Here is a 20,390-nt window from a genome sequence, read left to right as displayed (position 1 = left end):
CAGCCGAACACGCGAGCGGTAGATCTCAACGGGTGCTGAGGCCGTTGTTTACCGGCGCATCATCACGAAATGCGGCCAGAAACGCTCTTTTAACGGTGGTGGGCGACCAGTTCGTTGCCGACGAAGCCCAGCAGCTCGGCGAGATCCCGCTGGGATCAACGGCCGAGACCTCGCACCGCCGCGCTGCCGCCGATCAGCAGGAGCAGTGCGGCCAGGGCCCAGCGGCGCTTCTCCCTGGTGTCGTCGTCCGAACTCTCGGATTCGGGTTCCTGGGTCGCTGTTGCGTCGTCTGGTTCCGGGGCCCGTGTTGTCGGCGGCGGCGCCGTCGGGCTCGGTTCGTTCGAAGGTGTTGGACTTCGGGTGGACGGCCGCGATGTCGGCGGTGCCGTTGTGGTGGGTGTTGTGGTGGTGGTCGGCGCGGTGCTGGTCGGTGGCGGGAGTGGGACCTGGCGCAGACAACCGGCGGCGTCCGAGCTCGACATCGGCGGGAAGACCGCCAACTTGGCCACCGAGCCATCACGACCCACCCGATACAGCCCGCCGACCTCGTTGGCGGTCACGTACAGCGCCCGGTCCGGGCCGATCACCACCGATCCGTAGTCGCTCGGTGGCAGCCCCGGCACGACTACCAGCTTCTCGACCCGCCCGCTGTCCCGGTCGATCCGCACTACCGCCGCAGCGTCCGAATAGGTCAGGACGCCGTACAACTCGCCATCCACCCGGTCCACGTCGAAGTCGTCGAGCGAGAACCGCCAGTGCCACGGTCGCAGCTCCGTCGTCGACACGACGCTGAGGTAGGTGCGACTGGCCGGATCGATGTCGACTACGTCGAGATGGCCGTTCTCCTGGACGTACCAACGGTTTCCTGCAACGGCACCGGCCGTTGGCGCGGCGAACCGGTGCCGCCGGGCATCAGAGTGGGCAGCCCGCACCGGTCCCAGGTCCCGCACCTGACCGGTAGGGCTCAAGGTCACCACACGGCCGGGCTCGGCGATGCCGTACACCACCCCCTGCGAATCGGCATACCCGAGCGCGTTCAACCGGTAGTCCAACTCGCCCAGCGCAGTGCTCTCCGCAGCGGGCAACTCCACCCGGTGCAGCGCGGAAGTCGTTGCGGTGTTGCGGGCCTGGAGCATCGTGCACGCCGGGGCCGCTTCGGCCAACACCACCCAGGTCGCCGACGCGACCAGCACCAGGGCGGCCGACGTCGTCGCGACCCGCCACCACATCAACTCCGCCCCAGCCGCTCAAGTGCCCAGTCGAACGCTTCCGGACTGATCCGCGAGCCACCGCTGAACGGGTTCTGCAGCTGGAAGATCGCGAACAACAGCATCGCCAGCGCCGCGGCCAATGTGGACACCAGCACGATGTGCGGGAACAACCTGGTGCCGCCGAAGAGGTTCGGCAGCAGGACGCACGCCACGCTGCCCACGATCAGCACGAACCACACCACGGCCACCACATCGCGGTCGAAGGCCCTGTTGAGCCGCTCGTGCCGCTCCTGGTAAACCTGGCCGAGCTGGGTCGCCGCCTCGGTCTTGCGGTCCTCCAGGAACTCGCCCTCAGCCGGCGCCCTCAGCGCCGCGGCACGCACCTGGTCCAGCTGCGCCCAACCCGGTCCGGTCACCTTCTCGCCCCGCCGCATGATCGGCCACTCCTGGTCGATGACTGTGTGCAGGTATCGCGCGCTGACTTCGCGCACGTCCGCACCGGCCGAGGCGGACAGCGAATCCACCGCCCAGGCAACCGAAACCAGGCTCTGCGCCTCCCGGTAGACGCCCTCCCGCGCGTCGCTGACGGTGTCGAACAGCGTCACCAGGACGAAGGCGAGCACCACGGCCTGCAGACCACTCACGATGGTGAACACCTGACCGGCCGCGTCGTTGTTGCTCGGCCGTCCCTCGTCTTGCCCAAGGCGGCGCACCAGGTAGCCGATCAGCGCAGCCACCACCGACGCGCTCAACACCCAGATCAACCCGTTGAGGTAGATGCTCATTCCGCGCCTCCGGCCGCGGATTCACCACGCACCCCGATCCGGGGCGCCTCGGCCGCCAGCAGTTCCCCGACTTCGCAACCGAGCACCGCGCAGATCACGTCCAGGTCGTCGAGCTTCAGGCTGGCCGGGGTTTTCGACCACAGCCCGGACATCTTCCCGGCGGAGATCACCAGTCCCCGCTCGGCGAGCCGACGTTGCATTTCGGTGGCCTTCCAGATGCCGCGTTGGGCCGCGACCAGCCGCAGATTCCACTTCACGACGACATCGACCTCCGAGTACCGCACACCAACTGGGCGCCGCGTTCGAACACGCTCCCCCGCCTCCCGAACTCAAGCCGTGGGCGTGGTTCCCGCCCGGTCGACGCGATTTCAGAGTTCCCGAAGAACCACCGGGAAGAACCCGAACTCAACTGCGTCCCGAACAGTACCCGTCGATCGCCGAAACACGGATAACCCGATTTGCGGAATCCGAGACCGCGAACATCATCGCCCGGCCGGACCAATCAACTCGGGGAATATTCCAAACAATCGGCATTTGCCCGGCACGAGTGGGACCGGGGTCGGTCGAATATCGGATTCGAGCGCCGGTGGTGATTACGCAGCGTTTTGCGCAAGCCGCATTTCAGGTGATCTACACGACGTGCGCAGCACCGAACTCGGCCGCACAGGCGGCACTTTCGGGTGACTGTACGACCGAGATCGGCGATGCTAACGTCGCCGTCGACAGCACAAAACAGCGTCGCAAATCCGGCGCTTCGAGTATTCCCATTCCGACATTCCCAATTCTGGGCAATCACGATTCGGATTTTTCTGCCGCTCTCCGCGAACCAAGATGATTGGTGGTATTGGCGTGACTGCGACCGAACCGCTCAACACCGGCGAGGCCGAGGTACCGCAACTGAGCCTGAGCACGACGGCGGCGCGGAACCTGGCCACCACGACCAAATCCGCCCCGCAGATGCAGGGCATCACGTCGCGCTGGCTGCTGCGCATGCTGCCGTGGGTGCAGGCCACCGGCGGCGTGTACCGGGTCAACCGACGGCTGAGCTACACCCTCGGCGACGGCCGACTCACCTTCAGCAACACCGGCGCCGACGTGCGGATCATCCCGCAGGAACTGCGCGAACTCCCGCTGCTGCGCGGATTCGACGACGACGCGGCGCTGAACGCGCTGGCGGAGCGCTTCGTGCAGCAGGAGTTCGCGCCGGGCCAGGTCATCGCGACCGCCGGGCAGCCCGCGGACCAGGTGATCCTGATCGCGCACGGCAAGGTCAACAAGATCGGCACCGGCGAGTACGGCGACGACACGGTGCTCGGCGTGCTCGCCGACGGCGACTACTTCGGCGCACAGCTGCTCGGCGGCGAATCCGCCACCTGGGACGCGACGTTCAAAGCGGTCACGCAGTGCACCGTGCTCACCCTGCGGCAGCAGACCTTCCAGGAGATGAACGGCCAGTCCGAGTCGCTTCGCGAACACCTGCGACAGACGCTGTCGGCGCCGAAACGCCCGCACAACCCGCACGGTGAGGCGGACATCGAGATCGCCTCCGGGCACGAGGGCGAGCCCTCGCTCACCGGGACCTATGTGGACTACGAGCTCGCACCGCGCGAGTACGAACTAAGCGTCGCGCAAACGATCCTCCGCGTGCACAGTCGCGTCGCCGACCTCTACAACCAACCGATGAACCAGACCGAGCAGCAGTTGCGGCTGACCATCGAGGCACTGCGCGAACGCCAGGAAGAAGAACTGGTCAACAACCGCGAATTCGGCCTGCTGCACAACGCCGACCTGCGGCAGCGCATCCACACCCGCACCGGCCCACCCACCCCCGACGACCTCGACGAGTTGCTGACGCTGGTGTGGAAGGACCCGGGGTTCTTCCTGGCCCATCCGCGCACCATCGCGGCATTCGGACAGGAGTGCAGCCGTCGCGGCATCTACCCGCAGAGCATCGACCTGCACGGCCACCAGGTACCGGCCTGGCGCGGCGTGCCGGTCTTGCCGTGCAACAAGCTGCACGTCAGCAAGACCCGCACCAGTTCCATCCTGCTGATGCGCACCGGCGAGCAGAGCCAGGGCGTCATCGGCCTGCACCAGACCGGCATTCCGGACGAGTACCGGCCCGGCCTTTCGGTGCGGTTCATGGGAGTCAACGAGCAGGCGGTCATCTCGTACCTGGTCAGCGCCTACTACTCGGCGGCCGTCCTGGTTCCCGATGCGATCGGGGTGCTCGAACACGTCGAACTCGGCCGCGACGGCTGAGAACAGCCTGTCTTCGAACTCGTTTTGCGTAGCGGTGCGGGTAGCGGAACCTCACACGCCGTCTCGGTCCGGGATCCCCGACATCAGGTATGCCCAATACACCACGTCGAGGTAGGTCCTCCCAGAGAACGCCAGTGGGCACAGTCTGAGAACCCGCGGCGGTGCAAGTTGCGTACGTGGCTAAGCGGCTACGCCGCTTCAAAAGCAAGATCAAAGGAGCAGTGGACATCGTGACCGTCACAGATCCGGAGCTGGACGTGCCGGACCAGACCGCGCTGAGCCTGAGCACCGCGGCGGCGCGGAAGCTGTCGACGACGACCAAGTCGCAGCCGCAGATGCAGGGCACCACTTCGCGCTGGCTGCTTCGCATGCTGCCGTGGGTGAACCTCACAGCGGGCACTTACCGGGTGAACCGCCGGTTGACCTGCGCGGTCGGCGACGGGCGGATCACCTTCACCAACACCGGTGCCCAGGTGCAGGTCATCCCCCAGGAGTTGGGCGAACTTCCATTGCTGCGCGGATTCGACGACGACGCGGCGCTGAGCGCGTTGGCCGATCGGTTCGTGCAGCAGGAGTTCGAGGCGGGGCAGGTCATCGCGACCGCCGGGCGGCCCGCAGGCCAGCTGGTGCTCATCGCGCATGGCAAGGTGAACCGCGTCGGCACCGGTGAATACGGCGCCGACACGGTGCTCGACGTGCTCGCCGACGGGGAGTTCTTCGGCGGACAGGTGCTGGCCACCGATCAGTCCACATGGGACAGCACGTTCAAGGCGGTCACCCCGTGCACCGCGCTGATCCTGAGCCGCCAGGCGTTGCTGGAGGTGAACAACCAGTTCGACCGGCTGCGAACGCACATCGCCGCGAACCACGACAACCCCGCGCCACCGCAGAACCGGCAGGGCGAAGCCGACATCGAAATCACCTCCGGGCACTCCGGTGAACCGCGGCTGCTCGGGACCTACGTGGACTACGAACTGGCACCGCGCGAGTACGAACTCGCCGTGGCCCAAACAGTTCTCCGGGTGCACACCCGTGTCGCCGACCTCTACAACCAACCGATGAACCAGACCGAGCAGCAGTTGCGGCTTACCATCGAAGCGCTGCGTGAACGCCAGGAGCACGAACTGATCAACAACCGCGACTTCGGCCTGCTGCACAACGCCGACCTGCGGCAGCGCATCCACACCCGCACCGGCCCACCCACCCCCGACGACCTCGACGAACTGCTGTCCCGACGCCGCAAGTCGCGGTTCTTCCTGGCCCACCCCAGGACGATCGCCGCCTTCGGCCGGGAGTGCAACCGGCGCGGCATCTACCCGCAGACCGCGACCGCGCAGGGCCGCCAGGTGCACGCCTGGCGGGGCGTACCGATCCTGCCCAGCGACAAGATCCCGATCACCGCCGACGGCACCAGTTCCATCCTGGTGCTGCGCACCGGCGAGGAGGACCACGGCGTCATCGGCCTGCAGCAGACCGGGATCCCCGACGAATACCGCCCCGGCCTCAACGTCCGGTTCACCGGCATCAGCGAACAGGCAGTGATCTCCTACCTGGTCAGCACCTACTTCTCCGCCGCGGTACTGGTTCCGGACGCGCTCGGCGTCCTCGAACACGTCGAAATCGCCCGCTGACCCGCCCCCAGCCGCTCAACACGCCCTTGGAAGAAAATCGCCTGCTCGAAAGGGAAATCGGATGGCCACCATGCAGCACGACGCCAACAAGGCGGGCGCGGCCTACGAGGCTTTGACGCGCAGCCGCGCGATGGTCGAGCCCGCCTTGCGGACCTCGGTCGACCGGTTGCCCAACCGGATGCAGCAGATCGCCGGTTATCACCTCGGCTGGTGGGACGAGCGCGGCAACCCGGTCCGCGCCGACCGCGGCAAGGCGCTGCGACCGGCGATGGTGCTGCTCGCCGCCACCGCCGTCGGCGGCGATGCCGCCTCGGCGGTCCCCGCCGCCGTCGCGGTCGAGCTGGTGCACAACTTCTCGCTGCTGCACGACGATGTGATGGACGGCGACGTCACCCGTCGACATCGCCCCACCGCGTGGACGGTGTTCGGCAGCGGGTCGGCCATCCTCGCCGGTGATGCGCTGCTGTCGTTGGCCGCCGATGTGCTGGTCTCCTGTCGGCATCCCGAGGCTTCCAGCGCGGTTCGGACGTTGAGCACCGCCGTGCTGAACCTGATCAACGGGCAGACCGCCGACCTCGACTTCGAGGAACGCCGGGATGTGGACCTGGCGGAATGCCAACGCATGGCGCGCGACAAAACCGGGGCGCTGCTGGGCTGCGCCTGCGCGCTGGGGGCGTTGTTCGGGGGCGGCAAGGGCGCGCAGATCACCCGGCTGCGCAGCTTCGGCGAACGGCTGGGTCTGGCCTTCCAACACGTCGACGACCTGCTGGGCATCTGGGGCGATCCGGCGATCACCGGCAAACCGGTGTTCTCCGACCTGCGCACCCGCAAGAAGACCCTGCCGGTGGTTTCCGCGCTGACCTCCGGCATGCCCGCCGGTCAGCGGCTGGCCGCCCTCTACCTCCGCGACCAGCCGCTGTCCGGCAGCGACCTGGCCCAATGCGCCGAACTCATCGCCCTGGCCGGTGGCCGCACCTGGAGCCAGAACCAAGCAGACGATCTCCTCGCCTCGGCCCTCAGCGACCTCCGCCGAGCAGACCCCGCCCCAAGAGCAGCCGAAGAACTAAGCGCACTAGCCCAACTAATAACCCACCGCGACTATTGAAGTTCTCTGTTTCCAAGCTCATTTCGCGTAGCGGTGCAAGTCGCGGAACCTCAGAGGCTTTCTCGCTCTGGGATCCCCGACATCATGTATGTCCAATACACCACGTCGGGGCTGTCCTCGCGAGAAAACCTCTGAGAACCCGCGGCGGTGCAAGCTGCGCAGGTGGGCTAAGCGGCTGCGCCGCTTCAAAAGACAAAGACATGTTGAGAGTTCGTTCCAATTAGCCACCCCACCCGCGTCACTGCGACTTCCGGGATCGGCGAGTGGCGGTGCCGATGATGGCTGCGGCGACCGCTGCGGTGAGGAACGACGCCAGCGAGGCGCTCAGCCAGGTTGGCGGGGTGAAGGCCAGCAGGGCCTGCAGATCCGTCCAGAGCTTCGTCCACCAGCCGAGTTCGCCGGGGTTGATCAGTTGGAACACCACGAAACCCAGCAGCCAGGCCACCAGCATCCCCCACCGGGACGGGGCCTGCGCGGACAGGTCCCAGCTCTGGCGGCGGCCGGGCAGGAAGTAGTCCACCGCCAGCACGCCGAACAACGGCACGAACACCGATCCGATTAGCAGCAGGAAGTTCGAGAACTGGGCGATGTCCAGGGTCAGTGCGAACAACGTCGTCACCACGCCGACCGCCAGGCTCAGCACGCGGCGGTCCGTGCTGGGCCGCAGGTTCTGGATCGACACCGCGGTCGAGTAGGTGTCGGCGAAGGACTGGTCGACCTCGCGCAACACCAGGATTCCGAAGAAGATCACCCCGAGCGGCACCGCCAGCAGCGGGTCGAACGCCTTGTCCGCGTCGCCGCCCACCAACGCCAACCCGAGCAATCCCAGCAAGTAGCAGGCGATCTGGGTGACCGAGTAGCCGACCGTCGCGGCGGTGAACGCGCCAGCCGCGGACTTCGAGTGCCGCGAGTAGTCCGAGGCGACCGGGATCCAGGACACCGCGACCGCCAGCGCGGCGTCCGCACCGGGCCAAAACCCTTGCCAGGAACCGTTGTTCAGCTCCGGCAGCGGATGGCGCAGCAGCTGGACGAAGAAGTAGACCATCGCGATCGCCACCGCGATGCTCACGTAGCGGCGCAGCAACCGCAGCGCACCGAGCGGACGCAACGTGAGCGCGGTGGTCAGCACCCCGGCCACCAGCACGTACAGCCACTGCGGGCCACCGCCGAACATCGCCGCCGCGCCCTGCGCGATCACCAGCAGTTCGAAGGTGCCCCAACCGACCAGTTGCAGGATGTTCAGCACGGTCGGCAGATACGACAGCTTGGTGCCGAAAAGGCCGCGCAGCAGCATCATCGACGGAGCCCCGGTGCGGGCACCGGGGATCGCCGCGATGCCGACCATGATGCTGCCCAACACGGTGCCGACCACACACGCCGTGACGGCGGCGAGGAACGACAGCTGCGGTACTCCGCTCGGCGCGAGCACGGCCAGCGCACCGCTGAAACCGAGCAGGCTCACCCCGAGGTTGCCCCAGAACGCGCCCTGGTCGAGCACGCCCAGCGTCTTGGGCGCCGGTTCGTCGAGGGTGTGCGGGACTTCGGAACGATCGGCGTCCAGCGCCATCAACAGCTCCCTACGCCGGAATTACCCGGACAGGTTCAGCGGTCGGTGGCGCGTGCGGTGCCACCCTCTCAGCCCGGTGCGCCCGAGCTCCCGCGTGGATACGTCGGCGACACCCTACCCCGCTCGGGCCAGCCACCGAAAAGCCCCCAACGCGAGAAGCCGGCGTCGGCAGGCGTTGACTTCGACCTAAGTAGAGCTCCTAGCCTCTAGGACGTCGCTGAACGACTGAGGAAAGCGAGCGAATCATGGCTGTTCAGCTCAACCACACGATCGTCGCGGCCACCGACAAGATCGCCTCCGCGCGATTCCTGGCCGACCTGCTGGGGCTGCCCGAGCCGGAACCCTTCGGACCGTTCGTCTGCGTGCAGACCAGCAACGACGTCACCCTGGACTACCTGGAGACCGACGGCGAGATCATCGCGCAGCACTACGCGTTCCTGGTCAGCGAAGCGGAGTTCGACGAGATCTTCGGGCGGATCAAGGCGCAGCAGCTGGCGTACTGGGCCGACCCGGCCCACCAGGAACCGGGGCGGATCAACACCCGGGACGGCGGGCGCGGCGTCTACTTCGACGATCCCGACGGCCACATCCTGGAAATCCTCACCCGCCCCTACGGCAGCGGCGGATAACCGGATTTCACCTGGTCAGACGGGCGCGGCGCGAAGCACACCGAGCGGCGGTCGACGACCTCGGGCGTTGCGGGGACCAGCACGTCGTGCGGCGCTTCACCACGCAGCTGACCGAGCAACGCCTCGACCGCCGCCCGCCCCAGGTCCTGCACCGGCATCGCCACCGTGGTCAGCGGTGGCTCCAAGTAGTCGGCGAAGGGCAGGTCGTCGTAGCTGATCAACGACACGTCCTCGGGAATGCGCCGACCGCTTTCCCGGATCGCGTGCGCGACCCCGACGGCCTGGCTGAACATGCTGACGTAGATGGCCGTCAGCTCGGGGTGCTCGGCCAACAGCCGCTCGGCCGCAGCTGCCCCACCCGCCCCGGTGAACTCACCGCGCGACATCGGTCCCACCAGGCCGCGCACCCGCATCTCCTGGTGGAATCCCCGTTCCCGGCCCTGTGACGGCTCGATCTCGGCAGGCCCGGCCACGTGGCCGATAGCGCGGTGGCCGTGCGCCGCCAGGTGCCGCACGGCCGCCGCACTGGCCTGCGCGCCGTCCATCAGCACATTGCGCCCGGAACCCGGCACGCCCCGGTTGACGAACAAGTGCGGCACATCGGCCAGCGCCGGTTCGACCAGCAGCGGGTGGCCAGCACGCGCTGACGCGATCAGCAGCCCGTCCACCCGACCGGCCGCGACCAGGTCGGCGATCGATTCGTCGGCTTCAGTCCCCGCCGCGTCCTCGGTGACCAGCACGACGTACCCGGCCTGCCGGGCGCACTGGTAGGCGCCGCGCAGGATCCGCGCGTAGACCGGATTCGTCAGGTCCGGGATCAGCATCGCGATGGCTCGCGCGCTGGAACCGGCCAGCGCGCGAGCGCCCGCGTGCGCTCGGTAACCGAGCTCCGCGGCCGCGGCCAGCACCCGCCGCCGCGTCTCCGGCCGCGTCGACAGCGTCGGATCGTCGTTGAGCACGCGGGAGACCACCGACTTGGTCACCCCGGCCCGCTCGGCGACGTCGACCAGCCGGGCCCGTCCCTGCCGATTCGTCACCCGCCGACCATAGCGCAATGGTGGAAAACCGGTCTCCTAGCCGGAACGTGTCATCTGGACCTTGACACCGCAGGTCCCGGACGGCATAGGCTGCGGCGACGAAAACCGGTTTTCCCCCGCACCGGGAAGCAACCGCATCCACACTGGACGACTCGGAGGGACCCGCACGATGAACGAGGTTCGCACGGCGATCGTCACCGGCGCCGGTTCCGGCATCGGCTACGCCACGGCGGTCAAGCTCGCCACCTCCGGCTATCGGATCGTGGCCGTCGACATCGCCGCCGACGGCACCGAGCGGGCCGCGGCGGCAGTGGCCGAAGCCGGGTCCGAGGCACTGCCGGTCGCGTTGGACGTGCGCGACACCGCCGCCTTCGAAGCCGCCGTGGAGCGCGCCGAACAGCACTTCGGCGTTGCCCCGCGACTGCTGGCCAACATCGCCGGGGTCGGCGTCGCGGCAACCCTCACCGAGACCAGCCGCGAAGACTGGGACACCGTCCTCGGCATCAACCTGACCGCGCTGTTCGAGACCTGCCGGATCGTGCTGCCCAAGATGCTGGCCGCGGGTGGCGGCTGCATCGTCAACGTCGCCTCGGTGGCGGGTGTGGTCGGGGTCCGCAAACGCGCCGCCTACTGCGCGTCCAAGGCCGGTGTCATCGGCCTCACCCGGTCCATCGCGGTCGACTACGCGCACCAGGGCATCCGCGCCAACGCGATCTGCCCCGGCACGGTGGCCAGCGAATGGATCGGCAAGATCCTGGCGGATGCGCCCGACCCGGACGCCGCGCGCCAGGCGATGGAACAGCGCCAACTCGACGGCCGGATGGGCAGCCCGGAAGAGGTCGCGGCAGGCATCGCGTTCCTCGCCGGAGACGAAGCCAGGTTCGTCAACGGCAGCGCCTTCGTCATGGACGGCGGCATGACAGCTATCTAGCTGTACGTCGTTCTCGGTCGGCGGGGGGATGGGATCGTCGGGTGAATCCGGTTAGAGTCTGGTCAGACCACCTGCCCGGACCGTTACGCAGAGGAACGCAATGCAACTCGTGAGGTCTTCCCGTTGCCGGGCGGCCGGTCGTGGCTGACTCGGTGCGGGTGCGCTTGGCCTACGGCCAGACCGGCTTGGACATCGACCTGCCGCGCGAGCACACCACGGTCGTCGAGCCGCAGTTCCGGCCCGGTGCCGCCGATCAGCGGGCCGTGCTGCGCAAGGCCCTGCGGAACCCGGTGGCCGGGCCGCCGCTGCGGGACCGCGTGCGGCCGGGCCAGACCGTGGCGGTGTCGCTGTGCGACAGCACCCGGCCGCAGCCCCGACACCTGATGATCCCGGCGCTGCTCGACGAGTTGGACGGCATCGTCCGGACTTCGGACGTGGTGCTGCTGGTGGCCACCGGGACGCACCGGGCCAACACCGACGACGAACTGCGCGCGATGCTCGGCGACGAGGTCGTGGACGCGGTTCGGGTGGTCAACCACGACGCACGCGACGCGGATTCGCTGGTGTGGCGCGGGAAGTACGGCAACGACGTGCCGGTGTGGTTGAACCGCGAGTGGGTGCGGGCCGACGTGCGGATCACCACCGGGTTCGTCGAACCGCACTTCTTCGCCGGGTTCAGCGGCGGCCCCAAGCTGGTGGCCCCCGGCCTGGCGGGCCTGGACACCGTGCTGACCCTGCACGACGCGGCTCGCATCGCGCACCCGAACGCCACCTGGGGTGTCATCGACGGCAACCCCGTGCACGACGACGTGCGCGCCATCGCGGCGGGCACCGGCGTGGACTTCGCCTTCGACGTGATCCTCAACCGCGAGCAGCAGATCATCGAGGCGTTCGCCGGTGATCTGCTGCCGATGCACCGCGCGGCGTGCGCGGCGGCCGAGCGGCTGGCGATGCGGCCGGTCCCGGCGCCCTTCGACGTGGTGGTGACGACCAACTCCGGGTATCCGCTGGACCAGAACCTCTACCAGTCGGTCAAGGGGATGTCGGCGGCCGCGAAGGTCGTCAAGCCGGGCGGGCTGATCATCTGCGCCGCCGAGTGCCGGGACGGTTTCCCCGACCACGGCTCGTTCCGCGAGGTGCTGGCCTCGTCCGCGTCGCCGCAGGGTCTGCTGGCCGACATCGAGGCGCGCGAGTACACCGTGCCCGACCAGTGGCAGGTGCAGATCCAGGCGAAGATCCAGAGCACCGCGCGGGTGGCGGTGCACAGCGAATACCTGTCGCGGGATGACCTGCGGTCAGCGCATCTGGCGCACTGCGCCGATGTCGAGCAGGCGGTGCTCGACGAACTCGCCGTGGCCGGGCCGACAGCGCGGGTCTGCGTGCTGCCGGAGGGACCGCAGACCATCCCGTACCTGGCAGGCACAGGAGAGGAGTGAACCCGTGAGCGTCCCCGAACTCGACCGCCTCCGGGACCGGCTCGGCGCGGAGGAAGCGCTGGTGGTGGCGTTCTCCGGCGGTGTGGACTCGGCGCTGCTGGCGGTGGTGGCGCACGAGGTGCTGGGCTCGCGGATGCTCGCGGTCACCGCCGTCTCGCCGAGCCTCGCCGCCGCTGAGCGGCAGCAGGCCAAGGACTTCGCCCGCAGCCAGGGCTTCGCGCACGTCGAGGTCTGCACCGACGAGGCGGATCGGCCGGAGTACGCCGCCAACGACGGAAACCGCTGCTACCACTGCAAATCCGCGCTGTTCGACGCGCTCGAACCGCTCGCCGCGACGATGGGCGCGCGCATCGCGCTGGGCACCAACCTGGACGACCTCGGCGATCACCGGCCGGGTCAGCAGGCCGCCGCGCAGCGTGGCGCGATCGCGCCGATGGTGGATGCCGGGCTGAGCAAGGACGCTGTTCGCCGGGCCAGCCAGGAACTCGGTCTGTCCACTGCGGACAAACCTGCGGCGGCCTGCCTGGCTTCGCGGGTGGCCTACGGCGACCCGGTGACTCCGGAGGTGCTCGGCCGCATCGAGCGCGCCGAGGCGGCGGTGCACGGCCTGGGCTTCGAGGTCTGCCGGGTGCGGGCGCACGGCCAGGGCACGGTAGCCCGGCTGGAGGTGCCGGCCGCCGACATCGACCGGGCCGCGGCGCTGCACGTCGAGCTGGATCACGCGGTGCGCGGCGCCGGATTCGAGTTCTGCGCGCTGGACATGGCGGGGTTCCAAAGTGGACGGATGAACGTGTTGCTGCCGCTGCTACCGACCCGGACCGCGTCATGACCGGTTTCACCAACCTCGGTTACGCGCGGGTGGACACCGATCGGGAGTCCCGGCAGGGGCTCCCCGAGGTGGTCTACGCGCCCGGCAAACAACCGGCGGAGATCGCGGGCATCGTCACCGAACTCCTCTCCCGCAGCACCGGGCCGGTGCTGGTGACCCGCGTCGAAGCCGATGTCGCCGCGGCGGTCCAGGTGCCCGGCGGGACCTACCACGAAACCGCGCGGCTGCTGGTGTGGCGTCCGGCCGCCCCCGGCTCGTTCCGGGTCTGCATCGCCACGGCGGGCACTTCGGACTGGCCGGTGGCCGCCGAGGCCGAGGCGGTGGCGACCGCGATCGGGCTGTCGGTCCAGGTGGTCCGCGATGTCGGCGTCGCCGGTGTCCACCGCTTGCTGGCGGTGCGCGACGAACTCGGCCGGGCGGACGCGGTGATCGTGGTTGCGGGCATGGAGGGCGCGCTGGCCAGCGCCGTCGGCGGCCTGGTGGCCTGCCCGGTGATCGCGCTGCCCACCTCCACCGGTTACGGCGCCGCGTTGGAGGGCGTGACGGCGCTGCTGGCCATGCTGACCTCCTGCGCGGCAGGGCTCACGGTGGTCAACATCGATTCCGGCTTCGCCGCGGCGATGGCCGCGCACCGGCTGGCGCACACGGTGGCGAGACCCCGATGATCCTCTGGCTCAACCCGGTCACCGGTGTCTCCGGGGACATGCTGCTCGGCGCGCTGCTCGGCCTGGGCGCACCGCTGGACCAGGTGCGCGCGGCCATCGAGTCGACGGGGCTGCGGGGCTGGCGGCTGTCCACGGAGGCGGTGCAGGTGGACCGCATCGCGGCGACGAAGGCCGTGGTCGACGTCGAGGACACCAGCACGGAACGTCATGCCTCGGAACTCATCGCGCGTGTCCGACAGGCGCAGCCCGAACCGGTGGCGACGTTGGCCGTTGCGGCTATCACAGCGATCGCCGAGGTGGAAGGCGCTCTGCACGGCCAGCACCCGGACGACGTGCACCTGCACGAGATCGGCGGGCTCGACACGGTCGTGGACACCGTCGGTGTGGCCGCCGCGCTGCACGCATTGGACGTCACCGCAGTGCATTCCGCGCCGCTGGCGCTGGGCAGCGGGACAGTGCGGTGCAGTCACGGAGTGCTGCCAGCTCCTGCCCCCGCCACCCTGAAACTGCTGCGCGGCGCGGCCGTTGTCGGCACTGACCTGCCGGGCGAGACGGTCACGCCGACCGGTGCCGCCCTGCTGCAAGCGATCGGCACGCGGTTCACCCCGCCCCCGGCCATGACCGTGCAGGACACCGCCTACGGCGCTGGCACGCGTCGTTTTCCGCAGCGCCCCAACGTGCTCTCGGCGACCCTCGGTGCGCCGCTGGGCGCCGAACCGACCGAACCGACCGAACCGATGGTCGTGCTGGAGTGCAATGTGGACGATGTCACCGGCGAGTTGCTGGGGCACCTGCTCGACCGGGCCCTGGAAGCCGGTGCGGCGGATATCTGGACGACACCGGCGACGATGAAGAAGTCCCGCCCGGCGCACGTGCTGCACGTGCTTTGCCGACCCGAGCAGCAGGCGGAACTGGCCGAGCTGGTCCTCTCCGAGACGGGCAGCCTCGGCATCCGCCACCACGCGGTGGACCGCCAAGCCCTGCCCCGCCACACCACGACGGTCACGGTCGAAGGCCACGAGATCCGCCTCAAACACGGCCCCTGGCAAACCAAACCGGAACACGAAGACGTCGCGGCGGCGGCGAAGTCCCTCGGCCGCCCGCTACGCACGGTCGCCACCCAAGCCCTCGCCGAAGCTCCACCCCAATAAACCGCGGCTGACAACCGGCAACGCACTCCGCGACCGCAACCAACGCCGCCGATTCACACGATAAGGGCGAGGTGAAGGGCCACCTTTTACCAGCTATGCCGGTAAAAGGTGCCCTTCACTCCTCACCGATCGGAGGAACGCGGGTGCGACTCGCGCTGTGGTGCGGCGGGTTCAGCGTCGGGTAGCGAGGCTGGTGGGCGGTTGCTCGCTGCGCGAGCACTTCGTGGCTGCCAGACTCTTCAGGTCATGGACCGAGAGCGAGTGGATGCGTGGGTCGTGGAGTACGAGCGCGCGTGGCGGGCGCCGGGTACCGACCTGCTCGCCGAGATCTTCACCTCGGACGCGACTTATCAGCAGGCCCCGTACCGGGCGCCCGTCGCCGGTCTGTCCGCCATCGCGCGGATGTGGGAGGCCGAACGCCACGGGCCGGACGAGGAGTTCCAGCTGACCAGCCGCGTGGTGGCCGTCGACGGCGACACCGCGGTGGTGCGGGTCGAAGTCCGGTACGGCGGCTCGGTGCCGCAGGAGTACCGAGACCTGTGGATCCTGCGGTTCGATCCCAACGGGAAATGCCGAGCGTTCGAGGAATGGCCGTTCTGGCCGGACAAGTCCTACCGCGCTGACTACCTCTGATGGCCCAACACCGCCGATTCTTCGCCCAGCGGTCGCCGACTGGTCACCGCGGCCTTACCGCCGCAGGACGAACGGCGATCACGATGATCGGGTGCAGGACGCGATCACGGCGGACTGGCCCGGTCCGCGAAGAGCACGCACCCTCGCGGTCCTCGGCGACTCGGTCGCCGTGGGCATCGGCGACCCGGTGATCGGCGGGCGGTGGCGCGGATTCGCGCCGTTGCTCGCCGACGCGCTCGGGGCGGCGCGGCTGGCGAACTTGGCGACCAGCGGGGCACGCGTCGCAGCCGTGCACGACACCCAACTCCCGGCCGCGTTGCACGCCGCGCCGGATGCCGCCGTGCTGATGGTCGGGATGAACGACACGATGCGCTCCGACTTCGACGCGACGCTGTTGCGGCAGCAGCTCAACGCCGTGGTGCACGCCCTCACCACCGCGGGAACGGTCGTCGTGACGATCCGCTACCACGACCACAGCCGGGTCTTCCGGCTGCCCGGACCGCTGCGGCACGCGCTGACCAGGCGGATCGGCGAGCTCAACCGGATCTTGGCGGCGGTCGCCGAGGAACACGCCGCCGGTGTCGTGGATCTGGACCGACTGCCCGGCGTGTACCGGCCGGAGGCGTGGAGTGTCGACCGGTTGCACCCGTCCGAGCTCGGGCATCGCATGCTGGCCGCTGCCTTCGCCGACCGGCTCGGCGCGGCCGGGCTGGCGGTGCCCGGCGAGGTCTCGCTGGAATGCTCCGGCGGGGCGCGGGCCAGCGGTTTCGACCACTTCCGGTGGCTGGTCGCCAAAGGACTGCCGTGGCTGTTCGGACGCGGCCACGACCTCGCCCGGTACGCCCTCACAACGCTGGTCCGGGACGCGCTGCGGCGGCGCGAGCCCACCCCGCTCAGCGCTGCGGACTTCCGGCGCCACTCCGGCGTACGCGGTTCCGGGCCGTCAGGTCAGGAACTTGTCCAGGGTGATCGGTAGGTCTCGGACCCGGACTCCGGTGGCGTGATGCGCCGCGTTGGCGATCGCCGCCGCCGTGCCCACGATGCCGAGTTCGCCGATTCCCTTGGCCCCCATCGGGTTCACGTACGGATCGGACTCCTGGATCCAGTCCACTTCGATGCTGCCGACGTCGGCGTTGGTCGGGATGTGGTACTCCGCGAAGTCGTGGTTGACCACGTGCCCGAAGCGGGGGTCGACAACGCTGTGCTCGTGCAGCGCCATCGACAACCCCATCGTCATCCCGCCCAGCAGCTGCGACCGACCGGTCTTGGCGTTGATCATCCGGCCGACCGCGAAGATCCCCAGCAGCCGCGGCACCCGCACCTCACCGGTGTCGGCGCACACCCGGACCTCGGCGAACTGCGCGCCGAAGCTGTGCATCGCGAGCTGCCCGGTGTAGGGGTTGTCCGGGATCGCTCCGGTGACCTCGACGCCCTCGTCGGGGATCGGCTCACCGTTCGGCAGTCGGGTGCGCAGTTGGCGGGCCGCGTCCACGATCGCCGAACCCCAGCACATGATCCCGGTCGAGCCGCCCGCACCGGAGGCGTACGGCAGGTCGGTGTCGCCGATGCTCAACAGCACGTCGTCCATCCCGACGTCCAGCGCATCAGCGGCGATCTGGGTGAGCGCCGTCCAAGCTCCGGTGCCGATGTCCGCCGCGCCGATGAGCACCCGGTACCGGCCGTCCGGTCGGGCCCGGATGGTGGCCCGCGAGCCCGCCATGGTGAACACCGGATAGGTCGAGGCGGCCACCCCGGTCCCCACCAGCCAGGACCCGTCCCGCCGGGCGCGCGGCGTCGGATCCCGCTCCCACCAGCCGAACCGCGCGGCGCCCTCGCGCAGGCAGGCGACCAGGTTCCGGCTGGAGAACGGCCGACCGGTCTCGGGGTCGGTGTCCGGCTCGTTGCGGATGCGGAACTCGACGGGGTCCAGCCCGCAGGCGATCGCCATCTCGTCCACGGCCGTCTCCAGGCCGAACATGCCCGGCGCTTCGCCGGGTGCGCGCATCCAACTCGGCACCGGGACGTCGAGTTCGACCAGCCGGTGGGTGGTGCGCCGGTTCGGCGCGGCGTACATGACGCGGGTCGGCACGGCGGTCTGCTCGGCGAACTCCTTGATCCGGGAGGTCTGCTCGACCACGTCGTGGCTGATCGCGGTCAACCGGCCGGTGGCGTCGCTGCCCAGCCGGATCCGCTGGATGGTGCCGGTGCGGTAGCCGACCACCGAGAACATCTGCTGCCTGGTCAACACGACCTTCACCGGACGCGGCACGACGAGTTGCGCGGCCATCGCGGCCAGCACCACGTGCGCGTGCGGCAGTCCCTTCGAGCCGAAGCCGCCCCCGACGTGCGGGCAGACCACGTGGACCCGCTGCGGGTCCATGCCGAACAGCACCGCGATCGTGTCGCGCACCCAGTGCACGCCCTGCGTGGAGTCGTAGAGGGTGAGTTCGCCATCGGACCACACGGCGATGGTGGCGTGCGGCTCCAGCGGGTTGTTGTGCTCCTGCGGCGTCGTGTACGTGGCGTCGAGGCGCACCGGCGCGGCGGCCCACGCGCCGTCCACATCGCCGTCGGCGGTGTCGGTCTGGAAGCCGCCGTTGAGCTCCGCCGGTTCGACCAGGTCCGGGCGGGCCGGGTGCAGCGAGACGTCGTGCGCGTGCTGCTCGTAGCTCGGCCGCACCAGGCTCGCCGCGCGGCGCGCGACTTCCGCGCTCTCGGCCAGCACACCGCCGATGAACTGGCCGCGGAAAGCGACCTCCGGCGACTGCAGGATCGCCAGCTCGGCGTCCTGGGTGATGGCCAGTCGCGGCGCGTTCTCGTGGGTCAGCACGCCGACCACACCCGGTTCGGCCAGCGCCTCCGCGGTGTCGATACCGGTGATCCGGCCCAGCGCGATATCGGCTTGCAGCGGGTACAGGTGAACCGGCCGGTCGAAGGGGTGCTCGGCAGCGTACAGCGCGGCTCCGCGCACCTTCTCGGCACCGTCGATGCGGTCGACCGGGGCGCCGATCAGGCCGGTCGTGACGGTCATCGCGACACCCCCAGCAGTTCGGCGAGGATGCCGACGATCATGTTGCGCATCAACGGGATCTTGAACTCGTTGCCGGGCAGCGGTCGGGCGTCGGCGAGCTCTTCGTCGGCCGCCTCGCGGAAGGCCGCCGTGCAGGCGCTGACCCCGCGCAGCGCCGCTTCCGCCCGCGTCGCGCGCCACGGCTTGTGCGCGACCCCGCCCAACGCCAGCCGGATGTCGCGGATGGTGTCGTCGGGGGCATCGAGCACCGCAGCCACCGACACCAGCGCGAAGGCGTACGAGGCGCGGTCCCGTGCTTTGCGGTAGCGGGAGTGCGCGCCGTACTCCAGGAACGGGACGTCGACCGAGGTGATCAGTTCACCGTGCTCCAGGATCGTGTCCCGCTCGGGCTCGTCGCCGGGCAGCCGATGCAGCTCGACCAGCGGAATCGCCCGGTCTCCGTGCGGACCTCGGGTGTTGACGACCGCATCGAGCGCGGCCAGCGCCACCGCCATGTCGGAGGGGTGCGTGGCGATGCACGATTCGGACGCCCCGAGTATCGCGTGCTCGCGGTGGAAGCCTTCCCGCGCCGGGCACCCGGTGCCCGGTTCTCGCTTGTTGCACGGCGTGGTGACGTCCTGGAAGTACACGCACCTGGTGCGCTGCAACAGGTTCCCGCCGGTGGTGGCGAGGTTGCGCAGCTGTCCCGACGCGCCCGCCAAGACCGCCTGCGACAGCACCGGGAACCGATCGCGGATCACCGGGTCGGCCGCCAGGGTGCTGTTGGTGACCGAAGCGCCGATGCGCACGAAGTCCGGGTGCTGTTCGATCCGGTCGGAGGTCAGCCGCCGGACGTCGACCAGCACGTCCGGCACCTCGACCTCAAGTTTCATCAGATCCACCAGGTTGGTGCCGCCAGCCAGGAACGCCGCGTTGGGCGCTTCGGAGAGGGTGCTGACGGCGGTGTCCACGTCGGCGACGTGCTGGTACCGGAACGGTTTCATCGCTGCGCCACCTCCACGATCGCCGGAACGATGTTGGCGTAGGCACCGCAGCGGCACAGGTTGCCGCTCATCCGCTCGCGGATCTCGTCGGCCAACCCGACGTCTTCGTCGGTGACCGCGCTCGGCTCGCCATCGCGCATCTCGCCCAACGCGCCCACTGCCGAAACCACCTGGCCGGGCGTGCAATATCCGCATTGGAACGCGTCGTGCTCGATGAACGCCCGCTGCAACGGGTGCAGGTCGCCGTCGGCGAGTCCGTCGGCGGTGCGGATGTCGGCGTCGTCGTAGGCCGCCGCCAACATCAAGCAGCTGTTCACCCGGCGGCCGTCCAGCAGCACGGTGCAAGCGCCGCACTGGCCGTGATCGCAGCCTTTCTTCGGACTGGTGATCCCCAACCGCTCTCGAAGGGCGTCGAGCACGGTGGTGCGCGTGTCGACGGTGAGCCGGTGCTTGGCGCCGTCCACGATGAGGGTGATTTCGGCTTCCACGGTCCCCTCCCCTCGC

20 protein-coding genes and 1 riboswitch are annotated in these 20,390 nt (G+C 69.3%); of the genes, 12 read left to right on the top strand and 8 right to left on the bottom strand.

The annotated features are described in order from the left end of the window. Window positions 1-155: 155 nt before the first annotated feature. The 3 genes from MOQ72_RS25430 to MOQ72_RS25420 are packed head-to-tail and all read right to left on the bottom strand — an operon-like array spanning window position 156 to window position 2,253. Window positions 156-1,229, bottom strand: a complete 1,074-nt coding sequence (locus MOQ72_RS25430) for a DUF6923 family protein (RefSeq protein ID WP_242188160.1) — start codon at window positions 1,227-1,229, stop codon at window positions 156-158. Continuing rightward, on the bottom strand, window positions 1,229-1,996 hold the full coding sequence (locus MOQ72_RS25425; protein ID WP_242188158.1) for a bestrophin-like domain: 768 nt from the start codon (window positions 1,994-1,996) through the stop codon (window positions 1,229-1,231). Before MOQ72_RS25425 ends, MOQ72_RS25430 begins: the two co-directional genes overlap by 1 nt. After that, a complete protein-coding gene (locus MOQ72_RS25420) occupies window positions 1,993-2,253 on the bottom strand; it encodes a helix-turn-helix domain-containing protein (RefSeq protein WP_242188157.1) in 261 nt (86 codons plus the stop codon). Before MOQ72_RS25420 ends, MOQ72_RS25425 begins: the two co-directional genes overlap by 4 nt. Window positions 2,254-2,582: 329 nt before the next feature. Here MOQ72_RS25420 and MOQ72_RS25415 point away from each other — a divergent pair, with 329 nt between their 5' ends. The 4 genes from MOQ72_RS25415 (at window position 2,583) to MOQ72_RS25400 (ending at window position 6,994) form a co-directional block, all read left to right on the top strand. Continuing rightward, window positions 2,583-2,831, top strand: coding sequence for a hypothetical protein (locus MOQ72_RS25415; protein WP_242188156.1), 249 nt, complete (start codon window positions 2,583-2,585; stop codon window positions 2,829-2,831). After that, window positions 2,828-4,258, top strand: a complete 1,431-nt coding sequence (locus MOQ72_RS25410) for a family 2B encapsulin nanocompartment shell protein (RefSeq protein WP_242188155.1) — start codon at window positions 2,828-2,830, stop codon at window positions 4,256-4,258. The genes MOQ72_RS25415 and MOQ72_RS25410 overlap by 4 nt, the downstream gene beginning before the upstream one ends. Before the next feature lie 230 nt (window positions 4,259-4,488). Next, complete coding sequence (locus MOQ72_RS25405; RefSeq protein WP_242188154.1) at window positions 4,489-5,889, top strand: family 2B encapsulin nanocompartment shell protein; 1,401 nt, start codon at window positions 4,489-4,491, stop codon at window positions 5,887-5,889. 61 nt (window positions 5,890-5,950) lie between these two features. Next, the gene (locus tag MOQ72_RS25400) at window positions 5,951-6,994 is read left to right on the top strand and encodes a family 2 encapsulin nanocompartment cargo protein polyprenyl transferase (protein ID WP_242188151.1); all 1,044 of its coding nucleotides are present in this window, start codon (window positions 5,951-5,953) and stop codon (window positions 6,992-6,994) included. Window positions 6,995-7,232: 238 nt separating this feature from the next. Here MOQ72_RS25400 and MOQ72_RS25395 read toward each other — a convergent pair whose 3' ends face one another. Further along, window positions 7,233-8,561, bottom strand: coding sequence for a purine-cytosine permease family protein (locus MOQ72_RS25395; protein WP_242188149.1), 1,329 nt, complete (start codon window positions 8,559-8,561; stop codon window positions 7,233-7,235). Further along, window positions 8,552-8,665: riboswitch (TPP riboswitch) on the bottom strand. It overlaps the preceding gene by 10 nt. A gap of 141 nt (window positions 8,666-8,806) precedes the next feature. Here MOQ72_RS25395 and MOQ72_RS25390 point away from each other — a divergent pair. Further along, window positions 8,807-9,190 (top strand): VOC family protein, encoded by a 384-nt coding sequence (locus MOQ72_RS25390; protein WP_242188144.1) that lies wholly within the window; start codon window positions 8,807-8,809, stop codon window positions 9,188-9,190. Here the strand turns inward: MOQ72_RS25390 and MOQ72_RS25385 are convergent. Continuing rightward, window positions 9,172-10,227 (bottom strand): LacI family DNA-binding transcriptional regulator, encoded by a 1,056-nt coding sequence (locus MOQ72_RS25385; protein WP_242188143.1) that lies wholly within the window; start codon window positions 10,225-10,227, stop codon window positions 9,172-9,174. The two genes, MOQ72_RS25390 and MOQ72_RS25385, sit on opposite strands and share 19 nt — an antisense overlap. Before the next feature lie 169 nt (window positions 10,228-10,396). Here MOQ72_RS25385 and MOQ72_RS25380 point away from each other — a divergent pair, with 169 nt between their 5' ends. The 7 genes from MOQ72_RS25380 (at window position 10,397) to MOQ72_RS25350 (ending at window position 16,848) form a co-directional block, all read left to right on the top strand. Beyond that, complete coding sequence (locus MOQ72_RS25380; protein ID WP_242188142.1) at window positions 10,397-11,158, top strand: SDR family NAD(P)-dependent oxidoreductase; 762 nt, start codon at window positions 10,397-10,399, stop codon at window positions 11,156-11,158. 140 nt (window positions 11,159-11,298) lie between these two features. Then, a complete protein-coding gene (gene larA / locus MOQ72_RS25375) occupies window positions 11,299-12,594 on the top strand; it encodes a nickel-dependent lactate racemase (RefSeq protein WP_242188140.1) in 1,296 nt (431 codons plus the stop codon). A 4-nt stretch (window positions 12,595-12,598) separates the two neighbouring features. Further along, on the top strand, window positions 12,599-13,423 hold the full coding sequence (gene larE, locus MOQ72_RS25370) for an ATP-dependent sacrificial sulfur transferase LarE (RefSeq protein WP_242188139.1): 825 nt from the start codon (window positions 12,599-12,601) through the stop codon (window positions 13,421-13,423). Further along, window positions 13,420-14,088, top strand: coding sequence for a nickel pincer cofactor biosynthesis protein LarB (gene larB, locus MOQ72_RS25365; RefSeq protein WP_242188138.1), 669 nt, complete (start codon window positions 13,420-13,422; stop codon window positions 14,086-14,088). The genes larE and larB overlap by 4 nt, the downstream gene beginning before the upstream one ends. Further along, on the top strand, window positions 14,085-15,239 hold the full coding sequence (gene larC, locus MOQ72_RS25360; protein ID WP_242188137.1) for a nickel pincer cofactor biosynthesis protein LarC: 1,155 nt from the start codon (window positions 14,085-14,087) through the stop codon (window positions 15,237-15,239). The genes larB and larC overlap by 4 nt, the downstream gene beginning before the upstream one ends. A 246-nt stretch (window positions 15,240-15,485) precedes the next feature. Beyond that, window positions 15,486-15,872, top strand: coding sequence for a YybH family protein (locus MOQ72_RS25355; protein ID WP_242188136.1), 387 nt, complete (start codon window positions 15,486-15,488; stop codon window positions 15,870-15,872). Window positions 15,873-15,963: 91 nt separating this feature from the next. Continuing rightward, a complete protein-coding gene (locus MOQ72_RS25350; RefSeq protein ID WP_242188135.1) occupies window positions 15,964-16,848 on the top strand; it encodes an SGNH/GDSL hydrolase family protein in 885 nt (294 codons plus the stop codon). Here the strand turns inward: MOQ72_RS25350 and MOQ72_RS25345 are convergent. From MOQ72_RS25345 to MOQ72_RS25335, 3 genes are read right to left on the bottom strand one after another with little or no spacing between them, the layout of a single operon-like run. After that, on the bottom strand, window positions 16,816-18,903 hold the full coding sequence (locus tag MOQ72_RS25345; RefSeq protein ID WP_242188134.1) for a xanthine dehydrogenase family protein molybdopterin-binding subunit: 2,088 nt from the start codon (window positions 18,901-18,903) through the stop codon (window positions 16,816-16,818). The two genes, MOQ72_RS25350 and MOQ72_RS25345, sit on opposite strands and share 33 nt — an antisense overlap. Beyond that, window positions 18,900-19,886: an FAD binding domain-containing protein gene (locus MOQ72_RS25340; RefSeq protein ID WP_242188133.1), complete on the bottom strand. Its 987-nt coding sequence runs from the start codon at window positions 19,884-19,886 to the stop codon at window positions 18,900-18,902. Before MOQ72_RS25340 ends, MOQ72_RS25345 begins: the two co-directional genes overlap by 4 nt. Next, window positions 19,883-20,374 carry a (2Fe-2S)-binding protein gene (locus MOQ72_RS25335; protein ID WP_242188132.1) on the bottom strand — a complete coding sequence of 164 codons (492 nt, stop codon included), beginning with the start codon at window positions 20,372-20,374 and terminating at the stop codon, window positions 19,883-19,885. Before MOQ72_RS25335 ends, MOQ72_RS25340 begins: the two co-directional genes overlap by 4 nt. Window positions 20,375-20,390 lie beyond the last annotated feature (16 nt).

The sequence above is a fragment of the Saccharopolyspora soli genome (genome assembly GCF_022678645.1).
GTDB classification, from domain to species: Bacteria; Actinomycetota; Actinomycetes; order Mycobacteriales; family Pseudonocardiaceae; genus Saccharopolyspora; species Saccharopolyspora soli.
This window is presented reverse-complemented; position numbering and strand designations above follow the sequence as displayed.